The sequence below is a fragment of the Nonomuraea dietziae genome, assembly GCF_014195505.1.
In the GTDB taxonomy this organism is placed as follows: Bacteria; Actinomycetota; Actinomycetes; order Streptosporangiales; family Streptosporangiaceae; genus Nonomuraea; species Nonomuraea roseola.
On record NZ_JACIBV010000001.1, the window covers coordinates 5498532 to 5523620 of the forward strand.

General features: G+C 69.6%; 21 protein-coding genes, 1 tRNA gene and 1 riboswitch. Of the genes, 13 read left to right on the plus strand and 9 right to left on the minus strand.

Translation table 11 applies throughout. The features are described from left to right. Positions 1-87 precede the first annotated feature (87 nt). A complete protein-coding gene (locus FHR33_RS26285; RefSeq protein WP_183652898.1) occupies positions 88-1935 on the minus strand; it encodes a PAS domain S-box protein in 1848 nt (615 codons plus the stop codon). A gap of 54 nt (positions 1936-1989) precedes the next feature. Here FHR33_RS26285 and FHR33_RS26290 point away from each other — a divergent pair, with 54 nt between their 5' ends. Next, a complete protein-coding gene (locus tag FHR33_RS26290) occupies positions 1990-2532 on the plus strand; it encodes a methylated-DNA--[protein]-cysteine S-methyltransferase (RefSeq protein WP_183652900.1) in 543 nt (180 codons plus the stop codon). Here FHR33_RS26290 and FHR33_RS26295 read toward each other — a convergent pair. Next, complete coding sequence (locus FHR33_RS26295) at positions 2529-3875, minus strand: purine-cytosine permease family protein (protein WP_183652902.1); 1347 nt, start codon at positions 3873-3875, stop codon at positions 2529-2531. The genes FHR33_RS26290 and FHR33_RS26295 overlap by 4 nt on opposite strands. Then, a riboswitch (TPP riboswitch) is annotated at positions 3865-3975 on the minus strand. Its footprint overlaps the gene before it by 11 nt. Before the next feature lie 335 nt (positions 3976-4310). After that, positions 4311-5444 carry an epoxide hydrolase family protein gene (locus tag FHR33_RS26300; protein ID WP_183652904.1) on the minus strand — a complete coding sequence of 378 codons (1134 nt, stop codon included), beginning with the start codon at positions 5442-5444 and terminating at the stop codon, positions 4311-4313. A 60-nt stretch (positions 5445-5504) separates the two neighbouring features. Here FHR33_RS26300 and FHR33_RS26305 point away from each other — a divergent pair, with 60 nt between their 5' ends. Both FHR33_RS26305 and FHR33_RS26310 read left to right on the plus strand, forming a co-directional pair. Next, complete coding sequence (locus tag FHR33_RS26305) at positions 5505-7973, plus strand: ATP-binding protein (protein ID WP_183652906.1); 2469 nt, start codon at positions 5505-5507, stop codon at positions 7971-7973. 142 nt (positions 7974-8115) lie between these two features. After that, a complete protein-coding gene (locus FHR33_RS26310) occupies positions 8116-8439 on the plus strand; it encodes a rhodanese-like domain-containing protein (RefSeq protein WP_183652908.1) in 324 nt (107 codons plus the stop codon). An 8-nt stretch (positions 8440-8447) separates the two neighbouring features. Here FHR33_RS26310 and FHR33_RS26315 read toward each other — a convergent pair whose 3' ends face one another. From FHR33_RS26315 to FHR33_RS26325, 3 genes are read right to left on the minus strand one after another with little or no spacing between them, the layout of a single operon-like run. After that, complete coding sequence (locus FHR33_RS26315; protein ID WP_183652910.1) at positions 8448-9326, minus strand: Fpg/Nei family DNA glycosylase; 879 nt, start codon at positions 9324-9326, stop codon at positions 8448-8450. 43 nt (positions 9327-9369) lie between these two features. Continuing rightward, complete coding sequence (locus tag FHR33_RS26320) at positions 9370-9975, minus strand: TenA family protein (protein ID WP_183652913.1); 606 nt, start codon at positions 9973-9975, stop codon at positions 9370-9372. 10 nt (positions 9976-9985) lie between these two features. Then, complete coding sequence (locus tag FHR33_RS26325; RefSeq protein WP_183652916.1) at positions 9986-10534, minus strand: DM13 domain-containing protein; 549 nt, start codon at positions 10532-10534, stop codon at positions 9986-9988. Between the two features lie 66 nt (positions 10535-10600). On the opposite strand from FHR33_RS26325, the gene FHR33_RS26330 reads away from it, so the two are divergent. Continuing rightward, on the plus strand, positions 10601-11269 hold the full coding sequence (locus tag FHR33_RS26330) for a GOLPH3/VPS74 family protein (RefSeq protein WP_183652919.1): 669 nt from the start codon (positions 10601-10603) through the stop codon (positions 11267-11269). 51 nt (positions 11270-11320) lie between these two features. On the opposite strand, the gene FHR33_RS26335 is transcribed toward FHR33_RS26330, so the two are convergent. Next, positions 11321-12544, minus strand: a complete 1224-nt coding sequence (locus tag FHR33_RS26335) for an LCP family protein (protein WP_312895731.1) — start codon at positions 12542-12544, stop codon at positions 11321-11323. Between the two features lie 241 nt (positions 12545-12785). Between FHR33_RS26335 and FHR33_RS26340 the strand changes: the two genes are divergently transcribed. Continuing rightward, positions 12786-14117 carry a hemolysin family protein gene (locus FHR33_RS26340; RefSeq protein ID WP_183660305.1) on the plus strand — a complete coding sequence of 444 codons (1332 nt, stop codon included), beginning with the start codon at positions 12786-12788 and terminating at the stop codon, positions 14115-14117. Then, a complete protein-coding gene (locus tag FHR33_RS26345) occupies positions 14114-15133 on the plus strand; it encodes a hemolysin family protein (protein WP_183652922.1) in 1020 nt (339 codons plus the stop codon). The genes FHR33_RS26340 and FHR33_RS26345 overlap by 4 nt, the downstream gene beginning before the upstream one ends. Before the next feature lie 31 nt (positions 15134-15164). Here FHR33_RS26345 and FHR33_RS26350 read toward each other — a convergent pair whose 3' ends face one another. Together FHR33_RS26350 and FHR33_RS26355 are read right to left on the minus strand one after the other, a co-directional pair. Further along, the gene (locus tag FHR33_RS26350) at positions 15165-15422 is read right to left on the minus strand and encodes a hypothetical protein (RefSeq protein WP_183652924.1); all 258 of its coding nucleotides are present in this window, start codon (positions 15420-15422) and stop codon (positions 15165-15167) included. A 456-nt stretch (positions 15423-15878) separates the two neighbouring features. Continuing rightward, positions 15879-15961 (minus strand) — tRNA-Leu (locus FHR33_RS26355). A 162-nt stretch (positions 15962-16123) separates the two neighbouring features. On the opposite strand from FHR33_RS26355, the gene FHR33_RS26360 reads away from it, so the two are divergent. From FHR33_RS26360 to pknB, 7 genes are all read left to right on the plus strand, one after another. After that, entirely contained in the window at positions 16124-16864 is a 741-nt protein-coding gene (locus FHR33_RS26360) for an FHA domain-containing protein (RefSeq protein WP_183652927.1), read from the plus strand. A 17-nt stretch (positions 16865-16881) separates the two neighbouring features. Beyond that, positions 16882-17352: an FHA domain-containing protein FhaB/FipA gene (locus FHR33_RS26365; protein ID WP_183652930.1), complete on the plus strand. Its 471-nt coding sequence runs from the start codon at positions 16882-16884 to the stop codon at positions 17350-17352. Next, on the plus strand, positions 17349-18626 hold the full coding sequence (locus FHR33_RS26370; RefSeq protein ID WP_183652933.1) for a Stp1/IreP family PP2C-type Ser/Thr phosphatase: 1278 nt from the start codon (positions 17349-17351) through the stop codon (positions 18624-18626). The genes FHR33_RS26365 and FHR33_RS26370 overlap by 4 nt, the downstream gene beginning before the upstream one ends. Before the next feature lie 30 nt (positions 18627-18656). Further along, positions 18657-20006 (plus strand): FtsW/RodA/SpoVE family cell cycle protein, encoded by a 1350-nt coding sequence (locus tag FHR33_RS26375; protein WP_183660306.1) that lies wholly within the window; start codon positions 18657-18659, stop codon positions 20004-20006. Continuing rightward, positions 20003-21460, plus strand: coding sequence for a peptidoglycan D,D-transpeptidase FtsI family protein (locus tag FHR33_RS26380; protein ID WP_183652934.1), 1458 nt, complete (start codon positions 20003-20005; stop codon positions 21458-21460). Before FHR33_RS26375 ends, FHR33_RS26380 begins: the two co-directional genes overlap by 4 nt. Next, entirely contained in the window at positions 21457-22998 is a 1542-nt protein-coding gene (locus FHR33_RS26385; protein ID WP_312895733.1) for a serine/threonine-protein kinase, read from the plus strand. The genes FHR33_RS26380 and FHR33_RS26385 overlap by 4 nt, the downstream gene beginning before the upstream one ends. A gap of 82 nt (positions 22999-23080) precedes the next feature. After that, positions 23081-24931 (plus strand): Stk1 family PASTA domain-containing Ser/Thr kinase, encoded by a 1851-nt coding sequence (gene pknB / locus FHR33_RS26390; protein ID WP_183652937.1) that lies wholly within the window; start codon positions 23081-23083, stop codon positions 24929-24931. Positions 24932-25089 lie beyond the last annotated feature (158 nt).

Genomic DNA, 25089 nt, shown 5'->3' on the forward strand with positions numbered 1-25089 from the left:
ATGCCCCGTTACTCGGTCCCAGAAACCGTGTCTCGATCACAGCTTGTACACATTGGACGATAGATCAGCGCATCCGTGACCGGCTCGTTACCGGCTCGGCGTGTCGGCCACGATAGTGAGAGCAAAACGCATGCGAGTGCCTCCACCTGGGCGTGGATGGGCCGTGACCTCGCCGCCCTGCGCCTTGACCAGGCTCCGCACGATGTAGAGCCCGAGGCCCACACCGCCGAATCTGCGCCGGTCACCGCTGTCGACCTGAACGAACCGCTCGAATATTCGGTCACGGTCATCAGGGGCGATGCCGACGCCCTCGTCGTCCACCACCACGACCACGTGTCGCCCCTCCGCCCACACCTCGACGCTGATCAGACCGCCGTCGGGTGAGTACTTGAAGGCGTTCTCCAGCAGCTGTCCGAGCACGATGTCCGTGGCCAGCGCGTCACCTCTCACGTCGGGCAGATCCTCGGGGATGACCACCTCGACCCTGTGCCTGTCGGACAGGACGGGCAGGCCCAGCGTGGCCGCCCGCACCCGCTCCGCCAGGTCGAAGGTCTCGACGCGGACCGCGAGCTCCTCGGCTCCCGCCCTGGCGCCGAGCAGCAGGTGGTCCATGAGCTGCCCGAGCGACCTGGCCCGCTCGGCGATGGTGTGGACGGCCGAGCGGCGCTCGGGATCGGTCATCTTGTCCCATCGGGCGTCGAGCGTGCTGGCGAACCCGCGCACGATCGTGATCGGGGTGCGCAGTTCGTGGCTGGTGGTGGCCAGGAACAGATCCTTGGCCTCCTCCAGCTCCTTGGCGGTGGTGATGTCGCGGAAGTCGACGACGATCTCCCCTGTCTCCTCGATCTTGGCGCTGACCACGTCGAGCCAGCGGCCGTTGGCCAGCTGGAAGGTGAGCTTCTCTCCCGGCTCCGGCAGGGGGAAGGGCGGCGGCTCGCCGATGACCTTCTCGACGGGGATGCCGGTCAGCTCACCGGCCGCGGGGTTCCACTGGACCACCCTGCCCGGCTCGTCGAGCACCGCGATGCCGTCGGCGCTGGCGTCGAAGACGGCCCGCTCGTGGGCCCGCTGCCGCAGCGCCTCCTGGTAGGCCATGGCGTTGCCCACCGCGATGCCCGCGTGGCCCGCCAGCAGCTCGAGCAGCTCGAGCTCCACATGGCCCGGCTTGCGCTTGGCGAACAGCGCGTAGAGCGCGCCGTAGGGACGGCCGCCCACCGCGGCCAGGCCCAGCGCGATCGTGTGCAGGCCGGGCAGCTCGGCCCAGACCAGGTCGTCGAGGCCCTCCGACTCGAGCATCACGGTCTTGCCCGTGCGCATCAGCTTGCCGACCAGGCTGCTGCGCAGGTCGGCGGTGACGTTCCTGAGCGACTCGGGCAGCTGGTAGGCGCTGACCAGCCTGAGCCGCTCGTTCTCGATGAGGACGAACCCGCCCGCGTCGGCCCCCGTGAGCTCCGTGAGGCTGGCCGCGATGCGGTCGAGCACGGCGGGCAGCTCCAGCTCGGCGTTGATGTCGCCGACGACGTCGGTGAGCCTGCGCACCAGCCTGGCCCTGTGCGCCCCTCTGTCCCTGGCGACGACGTCGTCCTCCGGCAGGTGGTGGACGTGCACGTAGCCGACGACGGCCGTGCCGTGGAGCAGCGCGCTGGTGTCGACCCGCACGTCGAGGACGGTGCCGTCTCTGCGGAAACGCTTGGTGCGCAGCGAGACCTGGCCGCCGGTGCGCACCCTTTCGAGAACCGCGTGGTGCTCGGCGGTCAGCTCGCCAGGGACGATCGGCGCGCGCCTGCCGACCATCTCCTCGGTGCTCCATCCGAACAACCGCTCCGCCGCTGGGTTCCAGACCAGCACGGTCTGGTCCCTGTCGAGCACGACGACCGCGTTGGGGGCGCTGGAGAGGACGGCAGCGGCGATCTCCTCGTCACCCACGCCTTCCATACTGCCGGTGGCGCGCCCGCTCCGTAGGCCGATCCGTCCGATACGCTGCGGGTTATGTCGGCCGGCGACCTCGAAGCCCTGCTGAGGGTCACCTCAGCCACCTACCGTGCTGGACGGCCGCCTGACGTGGCCGTCGGCACCTACGAAGGCGCCCTCGGCAGGCTGGTGCTCGCGGTCACCGCCAAGGGCGTGGTCGCCTGCAGCTTCGAGGACGAGCACACGATCTTCGAGCGGCTGACGCGGGTCGTGGGCGGCCTCGTCGGCCCCGACGCGCGCCGTCTCGACCCGGTGCGCCGCGAGCTCGACGCCTACTTCTCCAGGCGCCTACGCGCCTTCACCACCCCCGTCGACCTGCAGCTGGCCACGCCGTTCGCGCGCACGTTGCTGCAGATGACCATGGCCGTGCCGTACGGCACCAGCACCACCACCGCCGACCTCGGGGCGCGCATCGGACGGCCACAGGCGCTGCGCGCGGTGGGCAACGCGCTGAACGCGAACCCGGTGTGCGTGATCGTGCCATGCCACCGGGTCCGCGACCGCGAGAGCTATCCGGGCGGGACGACCGCCCTTGAGCGCCTGCTGAGGATCGAGGGTTAGCGCCTGCTTCGCCGTACGAGGCCGATGGCCAGGGTGACCAGGCCCGCCACCAGGAACGCGCCCACGGCCGCGCTCATCCACGGCTGCCTGGTGAAGCCCAGCGCCGTGCGCGCGCCGTCCCAGATCGCCGCCCACCAGCTGATCGTCGAGGGCGCGGCCAGCAGCCACCAGGTGACGAAGCCCAGCGCCCACGGCGCGACCATCGGCCAGCGCGAGGGGGCGTGCTCACTGGTGTCCCACGTGCTGGCGCGGCCGAGCAGGAAGTAGTCGACCACGAGGACGCCCAGCATCGGGACGAAGACGGCGCCGATGATGCTGAGGAAGGCGCTGTAGGAGTTGACGTCCACGAGCAGCGCCACGCCGATGGTCAGCACGCCGATCGCGATGGAGAAGATGCGCCTGTCCACGCGGGGCATGAGGTTCTGCAGCGACATGGCGGTGGAGTAGACGTTGGCGAAGGACTGGTCGGTCTCACGCAGCACCAGGATGCCGAAGAACAGCGCGCCCAGCGGGGCGGCCACGAACGGGCCGAACACCGTGGTCGGGTCGTTCAGCACGGCGTCGTGCCCGGCGATCGCGACCGCGTAGACGCCGATGGCCAGGCAGGCGACCTGCGCGACCGTGTAGCCGCCCACGACGCCGGTGAAGGCTGCGCGGCTGCTGCGCGAGTGCCTGGCGTAGTCGGCGGCCACCGGCACCCACGACACCGACAGCGCGATCACGAAGTCGACGGCGGGGGCGAAGGCGTCCCAGCTGCCGCCGGCCGGCGCCGGGGCCGAGCGCAGGAAGACGACAGCGAACCAGATGGTCGAGATGATCACGCCGATCGTGACGACGCGCCTGATCAGCCTGATGGCGCCGAGCGGGTAGATCGTCAGCCCGGTGGTGATCGCCCCCGCGAGCAGCACCCAGACCGCGTACGGCACGGCGTCGCCGAAGATGGCCTGCGCGCCCATCGAGATGACCCACAGCTCGAAGGCGCCCCACCCGAGCATCTGGATGATGTTCAGCACGGTCGGGACGTAGGAGAGCTTGGCCCCGAACAGCCCTCTGAGCAGGACCATCGCGGGCTGGCCCGTCTGCGCGCCGGGGATGGCGGCCAGGCCCACCATGGCGGTGCCGATGAGGCTGCCGACGACGGTCGCGGTGACCGCGGCCGTCATGGACAGCGGGTTGTCGTCGAGGAGGGGGTTGATGAGGAAGAGCGCGAAGGAGAAGCCGAGGAGGCTGACGCCCAGGTTGGCCCAGAACGCGCCCTGGTCGAGGATGCCGAGAGTCTTGGGGGGAGCCTCGTCGAGGGTCAGAGGGACTTCTGCATGCTTGGGGTCGATGACATGCGTCATCACACGCTCCCTACGCCGGCATTACCCGGACAGGTTCATGCGGTCGGCAACGGCAGTTGCCCTCTCAGCCCGGTTGCCCCGAGCTCCCGCGGTTTGGACTTGTGAGTGCGGCCGGGATATGCCCAGTTCGCGCCCCAATAATGCACCATTCCTCCGCGTTCAACCACCCCCACGTCTCCGCGCTCCGTTGAAGCCGGAGCATGCGTGATCACGGCGTCCAGCAGAGTCATCCAGCGCGGTGACGATCGCCACGACGGCTGTGGCTGAGCGTCCGCCCGGGTGCCGGTGGCCGGCGCAGTCGTCCCCGTCGAGGGGTGCCGTCCCCGTTCTCGTGTTTCGGCGGCGCGGGAGCCGGGGCCGCCGATCCCGTTCGTGTCGGCCTGGCGCTGGTGCGGCGCCAGGCCCACGTGCGTTGGTCATGGATCGCGCGAGGGATTATTCGGCCAGTGAGGCGAAGAACTCTCGGATGTCGCCGACCAGGAGATCCGGCGCCTCCAGGGCGGGGAAGTGGCCGCCGCGGTAGAACTCCGACCAGTGCGTGACGCGGTGCGCCTTCTCTGCGAAGCGGCGGATGGCGTAGTCACCGGCGGCGAAGACGGCGACCCCGGTGGGCACGGTCGCCGGCGCCTTGGGAGCCCACATGCTCGCGTCGTTGAAGCGCTCGAAGTAGGAGTTGGCCACGCTGCGGGCGGTGTCGGTGAACCAGTAGATGCTGATGGTGGCGAGCATCCGGTCCAGGTCCACCGCGTCCTCGGGCAGTTCCTTCGACGCGTCGGTCCACTCCTTGTACTTCTCGACGATCCAGGCGAGCTGGCCCACAGGGGAATCGGCGAGGGCATGCGCCAGCGTCTGAGGCCGGGTGCCCTGGAGCTTCATGTAGGCGGACATGTTGTCCTGGAAGTCCTTCATCGCCTTGAGCCGCAGGTGCTCGCCCTCGGTCAACGCGGCCATGTCGGCCGGGTCGCCGGTGGGGAAGGTGACCAGCGCGTTGGCGTGAACACCGATGACGTGCTCGGCGTCGGCACGCCCCAGCGCCGGGCCGATGAAGGCTCCGATGTCGCCGCCCTGCACGCCGTAGCGGTCGTAGCCCAGGCGGGCCATGAGGGCGGCGAACGCGGAGGCGACGCGGGTGTCGGTCCAGCCTGCCTCGGTGGTCGGGCCGGAGAACCCGAACCCGGGGATCGACGGGATGACCAGGTGGAAGGCGGTCTCTCCAGTCGTCAGCGGTTCGATCATGTCGAGGAAGTCGACGATCGAGCCCGGCCAGCCGTGGATGAGCAGGAGCGGTGTCGCATCCGGGCGCTCCGAACGTACATGGAGGAAATGCACGTTCTGCCCGTCGATGACGGTGGTGTATTGCGGGTACCGGTTGATCTCGGCCTCGGCGGCCCGCCAGTCGAACTCGTCGGCCCAGTAGGTGGCGAGCTTCTTGAGGTAGCTCGTGGGGACGCCGCGCTCCCAGCCGGCGCCGGGCAACTCGTCGGTCCAGCGGGCGCGGGCGAGCCGTGCCTTCAGGTCGTCCAGGTCGGACTGGGGGATCTCAACGCGGAAGGGCTTGATCTCGTTCATGCCTCGATCCTGCTGGTAAAGAGGTTTGTCGCGAATCATGAGATCTCGTTATCTTGGCCCGTGAGCATCTTCCGGAGCAGTAGCGCCTTTGTCGGCCGTGGTGCCGAGCTGGCCGCGCTTCGAGCCGCGTACCAGGACGAGATCGGCCGCACGGTGCTGATCTCGGGTGACGCCGGCATCGGCAAGTCCCGGCTGGTGCACGAGTTCACCACACGGCTGGGCTCAGGGCCGCGTGTGCTGACCGGCCGATGCCTGGAGTTCGGCAACGACGGGCTGCCGTTCGCGCCGTTCCTGTCGCCGCTGCGGAGCCTGGCGATCTCGTCGCCGGGCGACTGGGGTGCGGTCCTGCTCGCTATCGAGCGGTCCGCCGACGATCGGCCGCTGGTGCTCGTCCTGGAGGATCTCCACTGGGCCGACGTCTCCAGCCTGCAGTTGCTCACCTTCCTCGTGGCCAATCTCGCTCATGACGGTGTGTTCCTGATCGGCACCTGTCGGGCCCCCTCCGGCCCACTTCGGCAACTCGTCGCCGAGCTGGTCCGGTCGCCTGCCGTCCAGCTGATCACGCCCGCGCCGCTGAGCAGGCATGAGACAGGCCGCCAGTTGGCCGCGCTGCTGGCGCGGGAGCCGGAGCCCACCCTGGTCACCCGGGTGTTCGAACGCAGCCGTGGCAACCCGCTGTTCGTCGAGGCGCTCAGCGCCTGTCCTGAGGACATCCCCGCCGAGCTGCGTGAGCTGCTCCTGGCAGGGCTGCCCCCGCTCGCCGACGACGAGATCCAGGTCCTGACGCTGGCCTCGATCGCCGGCACCACGGTCGGTCATGAGGTCCTGGCGGTCGTGAGCGACCTGCCCGAGCCGAAGCTGCACCAAGCGCTCCGCCGACTCGTGGACAAGCACGTTCTGCTGGCGACCGGCACCGGCTATGCGTTCCGGCACGCGTTGGTCCGCGAGGCCGTCTACCACCGCCTGCTGCCGGTCGAGCGCACCGGCTTGCACGCGCGCTTCGTGGCCGCTCTGTCGGGCATGCCGGAACATGTCGCACAGGTGGCCGCGCACGCGTATGCGGCAGGGGATCACACCCGGGCCCTCCAGGCCGCCTGGGAAGCGGCCACGCAGGCCGCCCTGACCGGCGCGGAGCCGGAGCGGCTGCACCTGCTGGAAAGGGTGCTGCACCTGTGGGAAGAGGTAGGCGACACCGCCGGCATCGACCGGCTTACCGTCCTCGACCATGCGGTGGAAGCCAGCATCGCGGTCAACGCGGTCTCCAGCGGCCTGCGCTGGTCAGCTGAGGCGTTGGCCATCGCACCGGACCCGCAACGGTACTACCGGCAGGCGCGGCTGAAGAACCTGGGCCGCAGCGGCGGCCGTGACGACCTGCTCAGGGCTCTGGAGCTGCTCGCAGAGCCGTCCCGGCTGCGCGGCGAGGTCCTGGCGGAGCTGGCCCTCATCAGCGTCTTCGCCGGCGAGGCCGAACAGGGCGAGCGTTACGCCCGCGCCGCCCTCGACCTGGCCGAGCAGCTGGACTGCCCGTCGTTGACGGCACGGGCCCACGCCTTCCTGGGCCTGGCCGCCGCCTCCGATCCGGTGACGGCCTTCCGGCACTTCGCCGGCGCCCACGCCACGGCCGACCCACAAGCCATGATCGACATCGCCACCTGGGAGTCGGCCCTGCACGTGGCCATGGGTGCGTACACCACGGCGATCGAGGTGATACAGCTCGGCATCAAGCAAGCGCAGGAAACCTTCCAATACGCCAAACACGCCCCCATCCTGGTCGTCAAGTGGGTCCAGGCCTTGACGGCCCTCGGCCGCTGGCCGGAGGCGCTCGACCTCATCGACGAGATGCTGGGCGAGCCCGAGCTGCCGCAGTTGAGTCACGCCGCTCTGCTGATCAGCCAGGGCGAGATCCGTCTGGCACAGGGTGAGCCTGCCGACGCCCGTGCCGCCGCCGACCGCGCGGAGCACCTGCTCGGCGACGAGCCCTGGGTCCGGCCCTACCGCATCAGGCTGGCGACACTCCGGATCAGGCTCGACCCCGGCAACGCACAGGACATCTACCTCGCGGCTGCCCCGGATCTCGCCGCCCACCCGCATGAGGCGTGGGCCCTGGTCGCCGCCGCCGTCCCTGCGGACCTGCCGGAGCTACCTGTCATCGGGCCGGTCGACGAGGCGTACCGCGCGATGGCCGGCGGTGACCGGGCGACGGCCGCGCACACCTGGCGCACGCTCGGCAATCGCTACGAGCTGTCGTTCATCGAGGCGGACAGGCCGCGACCGGCACCTCGCAGGCAACCCCTTCTGGGGCTGACCCCGCGGGAGTCGGAGGTGCTCAAGCTGGTCGCCGAGGGCAAGAGCAACCGTCAGATCGCCGCCGACCTGTTCATCAGCGCCAACACCGCGGGTGTCCACGTGTCCCGGATCCTCACCAAGCTGGGCGCGGCCACCCGCACCGAAGCCGCCCGCCGGCTCTTCGACGCCACGCGCGCCCCCGCCGAGGAGCGCACAGACAACGCCACCGGTATGCGTCACTAGGAGGACGACCTCGGCGCCCGGCTGCGGCGCCACCGAGCTTCCGCGGCTTGTGATCTTCGCCTGGCAAGAGGCCGCTCATCGAAGCCTCACGCGTCGCTCCCTTCGGGCGTGGTCAGGGGTTCGGCTCCCCGAGAATGGAGGTATGAGCGTTCCTGAGATCGAAGTGACCGACGTGCCCGCGGGCGCCTACCTGCTCGACGTCCGTGAGCAGGACGAATGGGTCGCGGGCCACGCCCCCGAGGCGGTGCACATCCCGCTCGCCGAGTTGCAGGCGCGGGTCGAGGAGGTGCCTGCCGACCAGCAGGTGTACGTCGTGTGCAGGGTCGGCGGCCGCTCGGCGCACGCCGCCGCATGGCTGAACCACATCGGGCGCGACGCCGTCAACGTCGGCGGCGGCATGCAGTCGTGGGAGATGGCCCGCAAGCCCATGGTGAGCGAGACGGGTCAGCCGCCCTTCGTCGCCTGAGCGGGGCCCTACTTCAGCAGCTTGGACATCCGCCGGTCGGCAAGGATCTTGCCCTCGGTCTGGCAGGTGGGGCAGTACTGCAGCGAGGAGTCGGCGAACGACACCTCGCGGATCGTGTCACCGCACACGTCGCACGTCTGCCCCGCCCTGTTGTGCACGCGCAGCCCCGACTTCTTCTCCGCCTTGAGGTCCTTGGCGGCCAGGCCGTGGGCCCTTTCGACCGCGTCGCGCAGCGTGGTCACGATCGCCTCGTGCAGGTCGGCGATCTGCGTGTCGGTCAGCGTGGCCGAGATCTTGAAGGGCGACATCCTGGCCGCGTGCAGCACCTCGTCGGAGTAGGCGTTGCCGATGCCAGCGATGATCTTCTGGTCTCTCAGCAGGCCCTTGATCTGGGTGCGGTTGCCGCCCACGATCTGCTTGAGCGCGCTGGGCGTGAACTCGGGCGCGAGAGGGTCGGGGCCGAGCGAGGCGACGCCGGGGACCTCCTCGGGGTCCTTGACGACGTAGACGGCCAGGCGTTTCTGCGTGCCCGCCTCGGTCAGCTCGAAGCCCGGCGCCACGCCGTCGTCGTCGGGCGCCAGCCGTACCCTCACCGCCAGCGGCCCCTTGCCCGGGCGGACGGGTTTCGCGCCCGACAGGTCGTCGCGCCAGCGCAGCCACCCCGCTCGCGACAGGTGGAAGACCAGGTGGAGGCCGTCGCAGTCGAGGTCGAGGAACTTGCCGTGCCTCGCCACGCCCGTGACCGTCAGCCCGCCGAGCGCGGTGACGGGCGGGTCGAAGGTCTTGAGCGCCTGGAAGGCGACGACGTCGACGGCCAGCATGGTGCGCCCCACCGCCCGCTCGCGCAGGAACTCGGCGAGCGACTCCACTTCGGGAAGTTCCGGCATGCGTCCAGAATATGGTCCACAGGCTGTGGAAAGCAGCTCCGCCCTACGGGACGTCCCAGAAGGCCAGCTCGTGTCGCATTCCCTCGGCGAACAGCTCCTTCGCCCTCGAGAGATCGGGCGCCGCCTCGTCGATCATCTCGGCGATGCGCCCGGTCAGGGCGGCGAAACCGGGATCGGCGTAGGTGTCGACCCATGCGCGGTAGCGAGGCTCGGCGGGCCTGTTCTCCGCGAGGATCCGGCCGAGCGTGGAGTATCCCCACATGCACGGATAGAGGGCGGCCAGGCCCTCGGCGTAGGTGGCCGCCGACTCCAGCAGGAAGGTGGTGTACGCCTGGCACGCCGGGCCCTTCACCGCGCCGTCGAGGTCGGCGCCGAACTCGGCCGACAGGGACCTGTGCAGCGACAGCTCGTCGTGGAAGGTCGTGTGCGCCAGGTCGACGAGGTCTCCGAGGTGCGCGGCCGGAGCCTGCCAGGCCAGCCTGGCGAACACCCTCACGTAGTCGTGCAGGAACAGCCAGTCCTGCTCCAGCCACGATCTGAAGACCTTCTCCTCGAGGTCGCCCCTGCCGATGCCCGCCACGGTCGGGTGCGCGAGCTGTGCCTCGAGCAGCGGGCGGCCGATGGCGTGCAGTTCCGATGAAATCGACATACGGAGCAAGTTAACGCGTTCCGGCGGTGAGAGCGGCGGCGCCGAAGGAGACGCTGAACCGCTTGCACCAGATGGACACGCTGGTGAGGCTGTCGAGGTCCGCGTCGGCCGGAATCGGGTAGTTGGCGTCGCCCTTGTTGCCCTTGAGGTCGCCGAGCTCCAGGTACCTGCCGTCGTCGAAGGTGTGCCAGGAGTCGGTGACGGGCTGGTCGCTCAGCCACACGCGCAGGTCGGGGCCGTCGGAGGTGGCCAGGTCCTCGATGCGCAGGACGCGCCTGCCGTCGGCGAGCCTGAGCACCTTGGCGACGCCCGAGGTCCTGTGCTCGTGGGTCACGAACCTGCCTGACCGCAGCACCTCCGGTGCGGGAGCAGGGCTGGCGGCCCGCGGAACGGCCGTGGGCGCGGGCGCGGTGCCCGTCGAGGAGGCGACGACCGCCTCGGGCAGGGGCTCGTTCACCTCCACGGTGGTGAACAGCCGCCAGGGCTGGAACAGGTACATCGCGACCCCGAAGACCACCGCCACAGCGATCCAGGTCGCGGGATGACGCAGTACTCTCATGCCTCCACACCACCATGCGAACCGCTCCCCAACGCTTACGGAGCGCTTACGACGTACTGTCTGGATATGAGCGTCACCATCGCCGAAGAAGTCCTCCTCCTCGCGCACAGCGAGCAGGACGGCAAGCAGCTGATCGGCTCCACCGAACTGAACGCGGCGCTCGGCGGCGCCGTACTCGCCGAGCTGGCGGTCGACGGCAGGATCGCGCTGTCGGAGAAGAAGGTGGTCGTCAAGGACGCCGCCGGAGGCGGCGCGGAGCTCGACGCGGAGCTCGAGGCGACCATGACCCGCATCGTCGAGGACGGCAAGGAGCGCAAGCCCGCCTGGTGGGTCGCCAAGATCGGCAACAGCAAGCTCAGGACCCGACTGCTGACCAGGCTCGCCGACACGGGCGTGCTCACGCAGGAGCGCGGCAAGATCCTCGGCATCTTCCCCACCACGCGCTGGCCCGAGGCCGACGGCAGGGTGGAGGCGGAGATCCGCGCCAGGGTGGCGAGCGTGCTCGGCGGCTCCGAACCCGACGAGCGCACGGCCGTGCTGATCGCCGTCCTGCACGCCGCCAAGCTCGACCGCAAGGCCTTCCCAGGGGCGAGCAAGGAGCGGATCAAGGAGATCACCGAGGGCGCGTGGGCCGGTGAGGCCGTGGCCAAGACGATCGCCGAGATCAACGCCGTCATCATGATCGCCGCGACCAGCGCCGCCATCGGCGCCGCGACGAGCGCTTCCACGGGCTGACCACCGCCGCGGGCCGTCCTCTCGGCAGGGAGGCGGCCCGCGCCACGCGGCTCAGCCCTTGTCCAGCACGTCCTTGGGCACCGGCTTGTCCTCCTTGAGCGCGTCGAAGAGCTGGATCGCGCGCGTGGTTTCCCACTTGACCGCCTGGCCGCCGGCGACGCTCTCGTTGCCGCCGAACGGCACCACCGTCGTCACAGGGCTGCCGCCCATCGCCAGCCCCAGCGAGAGCAGGTCGAAGGCGCCGGTCCCTGTGTCGACCCGCACCGCGTCCGTGGCGCCCATCGCCAGCGGGATCGAGGTGAACGGGTTGATCAGCACCAGAGGGCTCGCCGCCTTCTTCACGACCGCGCTGAGGAACTGCCGCTGCCGCTTGGTGCGCTCGAAGTCGGGCAGCGCGCCGCCCTTGCGGGTGCGGACATAGCCGAGGGCGGTGCCGCCGTCCATCTCCTGGCAGCCCTTCTTGAGCTTGAGCCCCGCCTTCGGGTCGTTGATCGGGCTCTTCACGCAGATCTCGACGCCGCCCACCGCGTCGACGATGTCGACGAACCCGGCGAAGCCGACCTCCATGTAGTTGTCGATCCTGATGCCCGTGACGTTCTCGATCGTGCGGGTCAGCAGCTGAGGGCCGCCGATGGCGAAGGCGGCGTTGAGCTTGTTGCGACCCTGTCCAGGGATGCTGACCGCGGAGTCGCGGGGCAGGCTGACCAGTGTGGGCCTGTCGCCGCCCTCGGGGATGTGCAGCAGCATCATCGAGTCGGTGCGCCGGCCGACGGCCCTGCCGGTGGCCAGCTTCTTGCGCTCGGCGGCCGTCAGGCCCTCGCGGCTGTCGGAGCCGACGAGCAGCCAGTTGGTGCCGGGGGTGTCGGCGGGGCGGCCCTCGTACTCGTCGAGCACGCCGTCGATGGCCTGGATGCGCGAGTTGATCCAGAAGAAGCCGACCACGGCCAGCACCAGCAGAACGGCGAGCGCCCCGGCGATGATCTTCAGAATCGTCGCGCCCTTGATCCGGCCCCGCAGCCGAGGCTCACGCGGCTCCCGAGGCGGCTTCTTGAGGGGGCGTACGGGGCTGTTGCCCGAGCGGGCCTTGCCGTACACCCGAGCGCTGGAGCGGGGCTCCTCAGGAGCCCTCGGCTGCTCGTGCGCCCTGGTAGGCGCGCTGCCGGGAATCGGATGAGCGGGCGCACCGCCTGAGCGCGGCGGTCCCTCGTCCCTGCGCGGCAGCGGGCGTCCGTCGCCCGGTGAGCGCATGGCTCGCGTGCGGTCGTCCTCGGACACGTCGTTTACTCCCCCTCGGTTGCTTTCGACCGTACTTCGTGGCCTTCACCAGTGCAGACGTCTCGTCAAGGAATTCCCATGAAAAAGTACGCAGACCAGAGCGTGAGTCACTCGGGAAACATTTGACGTCCGCACGGTCGTTACGGTTGTGGACGACCTCTATCGAAGGGAAGATCGTGTCCGCTCCGGACCCATGGAGTACTAGCCCGTGCATCTGCACGGGACCCCCTGCGAGCTCGAAATGAGCGCCTATCTCGGCATTCTTGCCCTCTTCCTCCTCACCGCGGCGACCGGTTACTTCGTCGCCCAGGAGTTCGCCTTCGTCGCCGTCGACAGGGGCAACCTGCGGGAGCAGGCCAACGCGGGCGACGCCGCGGCGGAACGAGCGCTGCGAGTCACCTCACGCCTGTCGTTCATGCTCTCCGGCGCGCAGCTCGGCATCACCGTCACCGCCCTGCTCGTCGGCTTCCTCGCCGAACCCGCCATCGCGACGCTGGTCAGGCCCCTGCTGGGAGATCTTCCTGCGGCCTTCTCCGTGGCGATCGGCGTCTTCGTGGCCACCGTCATCCAGATGGTGCTCGGTGAGCTCGCCCCCAAGAACCTCGGTATCGCCAAGCCCGAGCCCGTGGCCAAGTTCCTGGCCCGCTCGACGCTGGTGTACCTGACGATCGCAGGACCCCTCATCAAGCTGTTCGACTCGGCCGCCACCGGCCTGCTCCGCCGTGTCGGCGTCGAGCCCGTGGAGGAGGTGGAGCACGGCGCGACCCCCGAGGAGCTTTCGAGGATCATCGCCGAGTCCACCAGGGCGGGCGAGCTGCCGCCGCGGCTGTCGGAGCTGCTGGAGCGGGCGCTGGAGTTCGGCGACCGCATCGCGGAGGAGGCCATGGTCCCGAGGCCGCGCGTGGTCGTGCTGCGCGTCGACAGGCCGATCTCCGACCTCATCGCGACGATGCGCGAGTGCGGCCACTCCCGCTACCCGGTCCTCGGCCCCGAGGGCGACGTCATCGGCGTGACAGGCGTGCGCGAGCTGCTGGCCGCGGGCGTGGAGGAGGGCCTCATCGGCGACGTCACCCAGCCCGCCGTGCTGGTCCCCGACTCGCTGCCCCTGCCGCTCGTGCTGGCGCAGATGCGCGCCGCCAGGGCCGACCTCGTCTGCGTCATCGACGAGTACGGCGGGCTGGCCGGCGTGGTGACCGTCGAGGACCTGGCGGAGGAGCTGGTCGGCGAGCTCGTCGACGAGAACGACCCCGAGCCCGTCGGCGCCGTCGAGCGCCCTGGCGGCGTCTGGGACGTGCCGGGCACCCTCAGGCTCGACGAGGTCGAGCGGGCCACCGGCATCTCGCTCCCCGAGAGCGACGACTATGACACCGTGGCGGGTCTGGTCCTGGCCAGGCTCGGCAGGATGGCCGAGCCCGGCGACATCATCACGGTGGAGCTCATCCCCGAGTCCGACCCGTTCGCTGAGGACTCCCAGGAGTCGCAGGCGGTCCTCACGGTGCTGTCCCTGCAGCGTCGCGTCCCCGAGTGGGTACGGCTCGCGCCCGTCCAGCACCCCGCCGAGGTGGCCAAGTGAACCCGCTCGCCCTGATCGCGCTCAGCCTCGGGCTGCTGGCCTTCAACGCGCTGTTCGTGGCCGCCGAGTTCGCCTTCGTCTCCTCGCGCAGGCACCGCCTGGAGGAGATGGCCTCGGGCGGCACCAAGCTGACCAGGTTCGTCGCCAAGTCCGCGGTGGAGGGCGGCAAGCAGCTGTCCCTCATGCTGGCAGGCGCCCAGCTGGGCATCACGCTGTGCACGCTCGGCCTCGGCATGGTGACCGAGCCCGCGATCGAGCACTACCTGGAGCCGGTCTTCGCCCTCGTCGGCCTGCCCGAGGGCCTGCGGGTGCCGATCGCGCTGACGATCGCGCTCGCCCTGGTGACCTTCCTCCACATGGTCATCGGCGAGATGGCGCCCAAGTCGTGGGCGCTGACCCACCCCGAGTCGGCCGCGATGCTGCTGACCGTGCCCTTCAGGGCCTTCACGTGGGTGGTACGTCCGCTGCTGTCGACGCTGAACGGCTTCACCAACCTGATCCTGCGCCTGTTCGGTGTGCACGCCCGCGACGAGCTGGCCACCACCAGGACACCGCGCCAGCTCGCCATGCTGGTCGGCGAGTCGGGCCGGATGGGCCTGCTCGACCGCGAGGAGCACGACCTGCTCACCCGCGCCCTTCGCCTCGAGGCGCAGGGCATCGAACGGCTCATGGTCCCCATCGACCAGGTCGTGATGGTGCCCGCCGACGCGAACGCCGACCGGATCAAGCGGGCGGCGGGCGGCAGCGGCCACCTCAGGCTGCTGGTCGGCACGCCCGGCGACATCAGGGGCGTGCTGCACGCGCGCGACGCCCTGCTGATGCCCGAGGCCTCGGCGGGTGAGCTGGCCAGGCCGCTGCCCAGGCTCGCCTGCGTCACCCAGGTCCCCGAGGCCGTGGCCGCGCTCCAGGACGCTCGCGCGCACCTGGGCCTGGTCACCGCGGCCGACCTGTCGGTCATCGGCATGGTGAGCCTGAGCGACCTGCTGGGCGAGCTCCTCGACACCAGGGCCGCCTGACCTGTTCCCCGGCCCTCACGGGCCGGGGAACTCACTGGTGCACCGGCCCCATGAAGTGGATCCTGCGCCGGTCCAGCGTCGTGGTGTCCTCGAGGAGGGTGGTCATCGTCACATGCGCGCCGTCGGCGGAGTGGAGCCTGGCGCTCAGCCTTCCACGGCCGAGGGCGTCGAGCGGGTAGGGGGCCGAGTCGCCCGCGCCGCCGTCCGAGGCCAGCTCGGCGACGGGCTCGCCGCTCTCCTCGTCGAGGGAGACGGTGAACGCCCGGCGCTCCCCCCGCGCCGCGCTCACCGGGATGCGGAACGTTCCAGGAGCAAGCGTGGTGTCGGAAGGATCGAGTAGCCGAGATGGAGGGGGACCTCAGGCACGACGGGACTCCTCACCGGTGCGGAAGGGGTGTGCGCCGATCTCGCCGGCCTCCCCGTCACACCGGGATGCCAGGCCGACGCAGCCGTGACGCTATACGCACAGGTATGACCCGCCAACGGAGAGTGTTGACTGTGTGACGTTGGCCAGAAAAGTGCTGATTGGGGCCCGGCCGGGTGCCCCGGGCACCAATCGCTCAGCTCTCAGCGAAACCCCGCAATCCGCTGAAACGTTGTCAGCGACTGGAAAGCGGTCTGCAAGTGATCTCAGGTAACGTTCCCCACGCAGGTGCAGCCCGTATCAAATAAAGAAGCCCCGGCTCTTGCGAACCGGGGCTCTGTTTCGTCACTGTGGGTCTGCCGATTTCATCGGCGACCGGAGTGGGCGAGGAGGGATTTGAACCCTCACGTCCTTTCGGACACACGGACCTGAACCGTGCGCGTCTGCCGTTCCGCCACCCGCCCTTTTGGGTGCGGAGAAACAGTAGCACGGATCAGACGCTGGTACCGAACCCGGATACGATCGCATCAAGACGCGGAGAGAAGAGCTGGGTGCAAGAGAGCGACTCAGGAGCCACGGGCACCCCAGCGGCCGCGACGATATGCACGGAGGAAGGGAGGTACCCGGTGGGAGTCCTTCAGCGCTTCGAGCGAAGGCTCGAAGGCTTGGTTGAGGGGGCCTTTGCGCGGGCGTTCAAATCTGACCTTCAGCCGGTCGAGGTCGCCAGCGCGGTGCAGCGAGAGATGGACGAGCGGGCCGCCATCGTGGCTCAGGGCCGGACGCTCGTACCCAACGACTTCGTGGTGGAGCTGTCGACGACCGACGCCGAGCGGCTCGAGGTCTACGCCGACAGCATCAGCCACGAGCTGGCCAACCTCGCCAGGGAGTACGCCAAGGAGCAGGGCTACTCCTTCGTGGGACCGGTCCGGGTCCGCTTCGAGACGGCCACCGACCTGGCGGTGGGCCTGTTCCGCATCCGTTCGGGCGTCATCAGGGGTGCGACGGTCGAGCAGGACGAGATCCGCCAGCCCAAGAGCGACCTGCCTGCCTCCAGGCCTGGCGCGTTCGGCGGCAGGCCCAGGCTGCTCGTCTCCACACAGGACGACCCGCAGGGCGACCGCTCCTACGAGCTCACCACTCCGGTGACCTTGCTCGGGAGGGGCACCGACTGCGATCTTCGTCTTGTCGATCCAGGCGTTTCCCGACACCATGCGGAGCTGCGGGTCGAGGGCCCTCAGGTCGTGCTCGTCGACCTGGGCTCCACGAACGGCACCTTCGTCAACGGCCAGCCGGTACGCAGGATCGAGCTCCAGAACGGCACTCGTGTCACCCTGGGGCGCACGACTCTGGTGTTCCGGCGCGATTAGGGGTAGACAAACGGTCCATGTCCGAGCTCACGCTGCTGCTGATCCGGCTCGCCTTCCTGGCGGTGCTGTGGTTCTTTGTCATTGCCGCAGTCGGGGTGATCCGGACCGACCTGTTCGGTTCGCGCACTTCTCCGGCGACCAGAGGCAAGCCGGCAAAGCCCGCGAAACCAGCGGCAAAACCCAAGAGTAAGAAGGGGGAGCCGCGCCAGCTGGTCGTCACGGGCGGCCCCCTGCAGGGCACCATCATCAATCTCTCGGAGACGCCCATCACCATCGGCAGGGCGAACGACGCCACGCTGGTCGTGACCGACGACTACGCTTCCAGCCGGCATGCCCGACTCTTCCCCCAGGACGGTCAGTGGATCGTGGAAGATCTTGGCTCCACCAACGGCACGTACCTCGACCGCTCAAAAGTCACCCGCCCGACCCCGGTGCCGCTCGGTGTTCCGATCCGCGTCGGCAAGACAGTCATTGAATTGCGCAAATGACCATCGCACTCCGCTACGCCGCCCGCTCGGACGTCGGCCTCCTCCGCGAAGGAAACGAGGACTCGGCGTACGCTAGCGGGCGCCTGCTCGCCGTCGCCGACGGCATGGGCGGGCACGCACACGGCGAGGTGGCGAGCTCCGTCGCCATCGCCGCAATGGCCTCTCTCGAAGAGAGCCACCAGGGGGGTGACCTGCTCAACGCCATCGAGGCGGCAGTGCGCGACGCCAACCGCAAACTGCACGAGATGGTCGGGCGGGATCCCAGCCTCAAGGGCATGGGCACCACTCTCACCGCCATGCTCTGGAACGGCACCCAGGTCGCACTGGTGCACGTCGGCGACTCGCGCGCCTACCTGCTCAGACGCGGGGAGCTCTACCAGATCACCCACGACCACACGCTCGTCCAGCAGCTCGTGGACGACGGGCGGATCACCCCGGAGGAAGCGGCGACGCACCCCCAGCGGTCGATCCTCCTGCGAGCGCTCGACGGCAGCGGCGAGGTCGACCCCGACCTCACGCTGCGCGAGGCCCAGCTCGGCGACCGCTACCTCCTCTGCTCCGACGGGTTGTCGGGGGTGGTGAGCGCCGAGACACTGCACGCGACGCTCACCAACGTCGACGACCCCGAAGAGGTCGTCCGCCAGCTCATCGACCTGGCCAACAGGGGCGGTGGCCCCGACAACATCACGTGCGTGCTCGCCGACGTGGTCGACGTCACCGACGGTCTCCCGGTCCCCACCGAGGCCGCCGTGGTCGGCGCGGCGGGAATGAGCCGCTCGCGTTCCAGCTCCCCGGGTGAGCCGGCGGGGCGAGTAAGCGCGGTGACCGCTCCCCAGCCGGTGTTCGCCGACGACGATGACGACTACCAGGACGCCGAGGCGTCCGGCCGTCGCAACAAGCGTCGTCGCGTGTGGCCCGTGCTGGTCTCCGTGCTGGCAGTGGCCGGGGTGGCTGCCGGAATCGGCGGCTACTTCGGCTGGCAGTGGGTTCAGGACCAGTACTTCGTCGGAGCTAGGGACGGCGAAGTGGTCGTTTTCAGGGGCTTGCAGCAGGAGGTGGGGCCGCTCCAGTTCTTCGAGGTCGCCAAGCAGACCGGTCGCAAGGTCGCCGACCTGTCGGCGCCCGACCAGGCCATGGTCAAGGACGGCATCAAGGTGGCCGACGAGACCGAGGGCATCACGAAGATCAACAGCTTGAAGTTCGACGCCACCGAGACGGACGCCTCGGCCACCCCTTCCCCTTCCCCGTCCCCGAGCAAGACGAGGTCTCAGTAGGTGAGCGAAGTGGTCGCGACCCCCGTCCCCATGCCGGCCAAGCGTCGCGCGGCGCAGCTGTTCATGCTGGCCGGCGCCGTGGCGATCGTCATGGCGGCCTACGCCAACGTCGGTCTGGCCGTCGACGGCGCCATCCCTTCGGGCATGCTGACGTACGGCCTGAGCCTGGGCGGCCTCATGCTGATCGCCTACCTGGTGCTGGCCAAGTTCGCCCCTTGGGCGGACCCGCTCATCCTGCCGCTGGTGACGCTGGTCAACGGGCTCGGCCTGGTGATGATCTACCGCCTGGAGGTAGGGGGCCAGGAGGAGGCCTCGGCCACCAACCAGATCGTCATGACCGGTGTCGGCGTAGTGCTCTTCACGGTGACGCTGATCGTGCTGCGCGACCACCGTGCCCTGCAACGCCTCACCTACACCGCGGGCTTCATCGGCCTGATCCTGCTGCTGTCCCCGCTCATCCCCGGCCTCGGCCGCGAGTTCTTCGGCGCGCGGATCTGGATCAGCATCTTCGGCTTCTCGATCCAGCCGTCAGAGTTCGCCAAGATCGCTCTCGTCGTCTTCTTCGCCGGTTACCTGGTGGCCAAGCGCGACGTCCTGGCACTGGCCGGGCGGCGGCTGCTCTTCATCGACCTGCCACGCGCCAGGGACCTCGGTCCGGTGATCATCACCTGGGTGGTCGCCATCGGCGTTCTGGTGCTCCAGCGCGACCTGGGCTCCTCGCTGCTGCTGTTCGGCGGCTTCATCGTGATGCTCTACATCGCCACCCAGCGGACCTCATGGGTGCTGATCGGGATCCTGCTGTTCGTCGGTGGCGCATTCATCGCGGGGCAGCTCTTCGACCACGTCGGTGACCGCTTCGAGGTGTGGCTCAATCCGAGCGCCCCCGAGTTCTACGATCGCGAGGTGGGCGGCAGCTACCAGCTCATGCAGGGGATGTTCGGCATGGGCGCGGGTGGCATCCTGGGCACCGGGCTCGGTCAGGGTTACCCCCAGAAGATCCCGCTGGCCTACTCCGACTTCATCTTCGCCGCGGTCGGCGAGGAACTGGGCCTCACCGGCCTGATGGCGCTGCTGCTGATCTACGCGCTGATCGTGGAGCGCGGGCTGCGCACCTCGATCGCGGCCCGCGACCCGTTCTCCAAGCTCCTGGCGGGCGGCCTGTCGTTCGTGCTCGCCTGGCAGCTCTTCATCATCGTCGGCGGCGTGACGAATCTGATCCCGTTGACCGGCCTGGTCACGCCGTTCATGTCACAGGGTGGTTCGGCGCTGCTCGCTAACTGGATCCTTATCGCCCTGCTGGTACGCATGTCTGATGCCGCCCGACGCCCCCCGCCCCAGGCGATCCAGGACGAAGGACTGACGCAGGTGTTCCAGCGATGAACGGCACTCTCAAGCGCGCGGCGGTGGCCTGTCTCGTCATGTTCGGCCTTCTCATGCTGAATGTGAACTACCTGCAGGCCCTGAAGGCCGAGGAGCTGCGCTCCGACGCCAGAAACATCCGCAACTACTACGATCGCTACGACGTGCAGCGCGGACGCATCACGGCCGGTGGCACGATCCTGGCCCAGTCGGTGGAGAAGAAGAAGGGCGACTTCCGTTTCGTACGGAACTATCCCGACGGCAAGGTCTTCGCGCATGTCACAGGGTTCTTCTCGCCGGAGAGCCAGTCGGCGATCGAGAACAGCGAGAACCGCTACCTCGACTCGACCCACCCCGACCTGCTGCTGCGCAGGGGCATCGACCTGTTCACCGGCGAGCCGACCCGCGGCGCCAACGTCGAGGTGACGATCAACCCCAGGGCGCAGAAGGCCGCCCACGAGGCGCTGTCGGCCAGCGGCAAGAGGGGCGCGGTCGTCGCCCTCAACCCGAAGACCGGGGCGATCCTGACCATGGTCTCGCTGCCCACCTACGACCCGAACGTGCTGTCTGGCACCGACAAGCCGACGGTGTTCGGCGCCTACAACAAGCTCGACAAGGACAAGACCAACGGTCCGCTGGTCAACAGGGCGATCAACCGCACCTATCCGCCCGGCTCCACCTACAAGGTGCTGACCGCGGCGGCCTTCCTCGAGGACGACACCAGCCGCGACGGGCAGACGATCGTCCCCGCGCCCCAGGTGCTCGACCTGCCCAACACCACCGCCGACCTGCCCAACTCGGGCGGCGCGGCCTGCGGTGGCGGCCAGGTGCCGCTGGTCTACGCGCTCGAGCGCTCCTGCAACACGCCGTTCGGCAAGATCGGCATGGACCTCGGCTACGACCGGATGGCCGAGCAGGCGGCGAAGTTCGGCGTCGGCCAGCCGCTGGCCGTCCCCATGAGCGTGTCCCAGAGCGACGTCGGCCCCAAGGAGGACCAGGCGGCGCTCGCGCAGGCCTCCATCGGCCAGCGCAGCAATCAGATGACGCCGCTCCAGATGGCCATGATCGCCGCCGGCATCGCCAATGACGGCAAGGTCATGAAGCCCCATCTGGTGCAGAAGATCACCGACGCGAAGAACGACACCATCGAGGAGGCCGAGCCCGAGGAGCTCTCCGAGGCCGTCAGCTCCGAGACCGCTGCCAAGCTCAGGCAGATGATGGTCAGCGTCGTCAACAACGGCACCGCAAGCCGCGCCCAGATCTCCGGCGTCGAGGTCGGCGGCAAGACGGGCACCGCGCAGACCGTCCAGGGCAAGGCGCCGCACGCCTGGTTCATCTCCTTCGCCCCCGCCCAGGACCCGCAGGTCGCTGTCGCGGTCATCGTCGAGTCCGGCAGCGCCGGCACCGACGCCTCCGGCGGCCAGACCGCGGCCCCGATCGCGAAGGCCGTGATGGAGGCGGTGCTCAACAAGTGACCTCTCCCAGCCGCAGGCTCGGCGAGCGCTACCTCCTGGTGTCGCGCATCGCCGCCGGTGGCATGGGCGAGGTCTGGCGGGCGAGGGACGAACTGCTCGGCCGCGAGGTCGCCGTCAAGATCATGCGGGGCGGCGTGGCCGCCGATCCGAGCTTCCTCGCCCGCTTCCGCAACGAGGCGCGCATCACCGCGGGGCTGTCCGACCCCGGCATCGCCCAGGTCTTCGACTACGGCGAGCAGAGCGACCTCGCCTATCTGGTGATGGAGCTGGTACCCGGCGAGCCGCTGTCGGCGATTCTCGCCCGCAACGGGGCGCTGGGCCCCGAGGTGGCGCTCGACGTGATCCACCAGACCGCCAAGGCGCTGCAGGCCGCGCACTCGGCGGGCATCATCCACCGCGACATCAAGCCGGGCAACCTGCTTGTCACCCGCGAGGGCACGATCAAGGTGACGGACTTCGGCATCGCCCGCTCCATGGAGGCCGCGCCCGTCACCCAGACGGGCACCGTGCTCGGCACCGCCCAGTACGTCAGCCCCGAGCAGGCGCAGGGCCTGGCGCTGACGCCCTCCACCGACCTCTACTCCCTGGGCGTGGTGGCCTACGAGTGCCTGACGGGCACCACCCCGTTCCACGCCGACAGCCAGGTGGCGATCGCGCTCCAGCACCTCAGCGCGCCGCCGCCGCCGCTGCCCGAGTCGATCCCCGCGCCGGTGCGCGGCCTGGTCATGGCGCTGCTCGCCAAGGAGCCCTCCATGCGGCCCGCGAGCGCGCGCGAGCTGGCCGACAGGGCGTTCGTGCTGCGCCAGTCGGTGCTGGGCGCCGAGGACCTCGGCACCGAACTGTCGATGCTCACCGACCCCGCGGGATTCCGGGTCGACCCTCCGTACGGCGGCGCGGGCACCAACCCCCCGCACGACCCCGGCACCAACCCGCCGCACGGCCCCGGCAGCGACCCGCCTTACGGCGCGGGCGCCCTTCCGCCGTTCGGCGCGCCCACCGAGCCACCGTACGGCGGCGCTCCCACCGACCCCAGGCCTGCGCCGACCGACCCCGAGCCGTGGACCGCGGATACCGCGGCCGGGACCGCCGCAGGGTCCGCGACCGGAGGTGCGGCCGGGAACGCGGCCCCTTCGAGCAGGCGGCGGCGCACCATCGTGATGGTCGCGACCGCGGGAGCGGCGGCCGCCGTGGGGCTTGGGACGTTCACTATCGCCAATTTCAGCACCAACGAAACGCCCAACGTGATACAGCCCACAAAAACGGCGGAAACGCGTCCTACCGTGAAGCCGAGCAGGACCAAGACGCCACCCCGACGGCCCGCGACGGTTCCACCTAAGACGTCACGGCCGGTACCCTCACGGTCAGCTACGGTAAGCACGTCGGCCACTCCCACGCAGCGGCCGACCAAGACGCCGAAGCCGACCCCGACCCCGACCCCGACGCCCACACCAACGCCAACCCCCACCCCGACGCCAACAGTGACACCAAGTGGCTCCCCAGACCCGGGTGAAACCATCCCGCCGAACGAGGAGACGTGATGCGTCGCGGGGTCGATGATGGACACTGGCGGCCTGCGAGCCGGCCGGTACCCAAGATGAACGGTAAGGGACAGTGCAGGAAATGACTCAGCCTCGGCGACTCGGAGGTCGCTACGAGCTCGACGGCGTCGTCGGGCGTGGCGGCATGGCCGAGGTGTATCGCGCCCGAGACATCCGGCTGGACCGCATCGTGGCGATCAAGACGCTCCGGGCCGATCTCGCGCGCGACCACACCTTCCAGGCCCGTTTCCGCCGCGAGGCCCAGTCCGCGGCGTCGCTGAACCACCCTGCGGTCGTCGCGGTCTACGACACTGGCGAGGACACCTCCGAAGGCGCGCCCGTGCCGTACATCGTGATGGAGTACGTCGACGGACGCACGCTGCGCGACCTGCTCAGGGCCGACAGGCGGCTGCTGCCCGAGCGCGCGGTCGAGCTGGTCGACGGCATCCTGAGGGCGCTCGACTACAGCCACCGCGGCGGCATCGTGCACCGCGACATCAAGCCGGCCAACGTGATGATCACCCGTAACGGCGACGTCAAGGTCATGGACTTCGGCATCGCCCGCGCGATGGCCGACTCCGCCGCCACGATGACGCAGACCGCGCAGGTGATAGGGACAGCGCAGTACCTCTCCCCCGAGCAGGCTCGGGGCGAGCGGGTCGACGCCCGCAGCGACATCTACTCCACCGGCTGCGTGCTGTACGAGCTGCTGACGGGGCAGCCGCCGTTCACCGGCGACTCTCCCGTCGCGATCGCCTACCAGCACGTGCGCGAGGAGCCCATCCCGCCGTCGCAGATCGACCCCGAGATCCCCAAGTGGGCCGACGCCATCGTGCTGAAGGCGATGGCCAAGGACCCCGCGCACCGCTACCAGGGCGCGGGCGAGATGCGCGCCGACATACAGCGTGCGATGTCCGGCATGCCGGTCGAAGCGCAGACGATGACGCTGTCCAACAACTACGGCTCGGGCACCCGCACCATGGCCGCCACCCAGGGCGCGGGCCACGCCACGCAGCGCACCAGCGCGATCCCGCCCTACGAGTACGGCGAGGGCGAGCCGCCCACCCGTGCGGGCAGGCGGCGCGCGGCAGCCGGTGGCGGCGGCGGGAACACCGCGATGAAGACCGCGGCGTGGGTCCTGATCCCGCTGCTGATCATCGGCGCGTTCATCTTCGTGGGCTACCAGTTCCTCGCCTCCGAGGGCACGCCCACCGCGACGCAGATCACGGTGCCGCCGCTGGCGACGCAGACCCAGAAGGACGCCGAGGCCAAGCTCGTCAGCCTCAAGCTGAAGCCGGCGATCACCGAGGAGCACAGCTCCGAGGTGGAGAAGGGCGTGGTCATCAGCTCCGACCCGCAGGCCGGCACCAAGGTGGACGAGGGCGCCACGGTCACGCTCAAGATCTCTCTGGGCGTCGAGAAGGTGAAGGTGCCCGACGGCCTGATCGGCATGTCTCCTGAGGACGCGCGCGCGGCGCTGGAGGCGGCCGGGCTCGAGGGTGTGGTCACCCCTGCGGTCTCCTCCAGGGAGCAGGACAAGGTCTTCGACACCAAGCCCAAGTCGGGCGATTCGGTGTCGAAGGGCACGTCGGTCAAGCTCTACGTGCCCAAGGCGCAGGTGCCGGTGCCCAGCGTGGTCGGCCAGACGCAGGAGGACGCCGAGCGGACCCTCAAGGCCGAGAACTTCAAGGTGAAGGTCGTCCCGCAGGCCAACGATCAGCCGCCTGGCACGGTCATCGCCCAGAGCCCCGAGGCGGGGACGAACCAGAACCAGAGGACGACGGTCACGATCGTGGTCTCCACGGGTCCTGAGGTCCAGCCGACCGAGGAGCCGACGTTCACGCCGACCGAGGAGCCGACGGACATCCCGACCGACGACGCGACGGAGGATCCTGGGGACGACACGGGCGAGCCCCCAGACCTCGGCCCGTGACCCTGACCTGACAGCGGCCCTCTCCCACCCCGGGAGAGGGCCGCTGCCTTGTCACCGAAGACCCGCGGCAAGCGGCCGCCACTCGGCGGCGGACCGGACGCCGGAAACGTTCACCCGGGAAGCCGAACCGGTTTCCTCACTGCTCGGGGACAGATCTC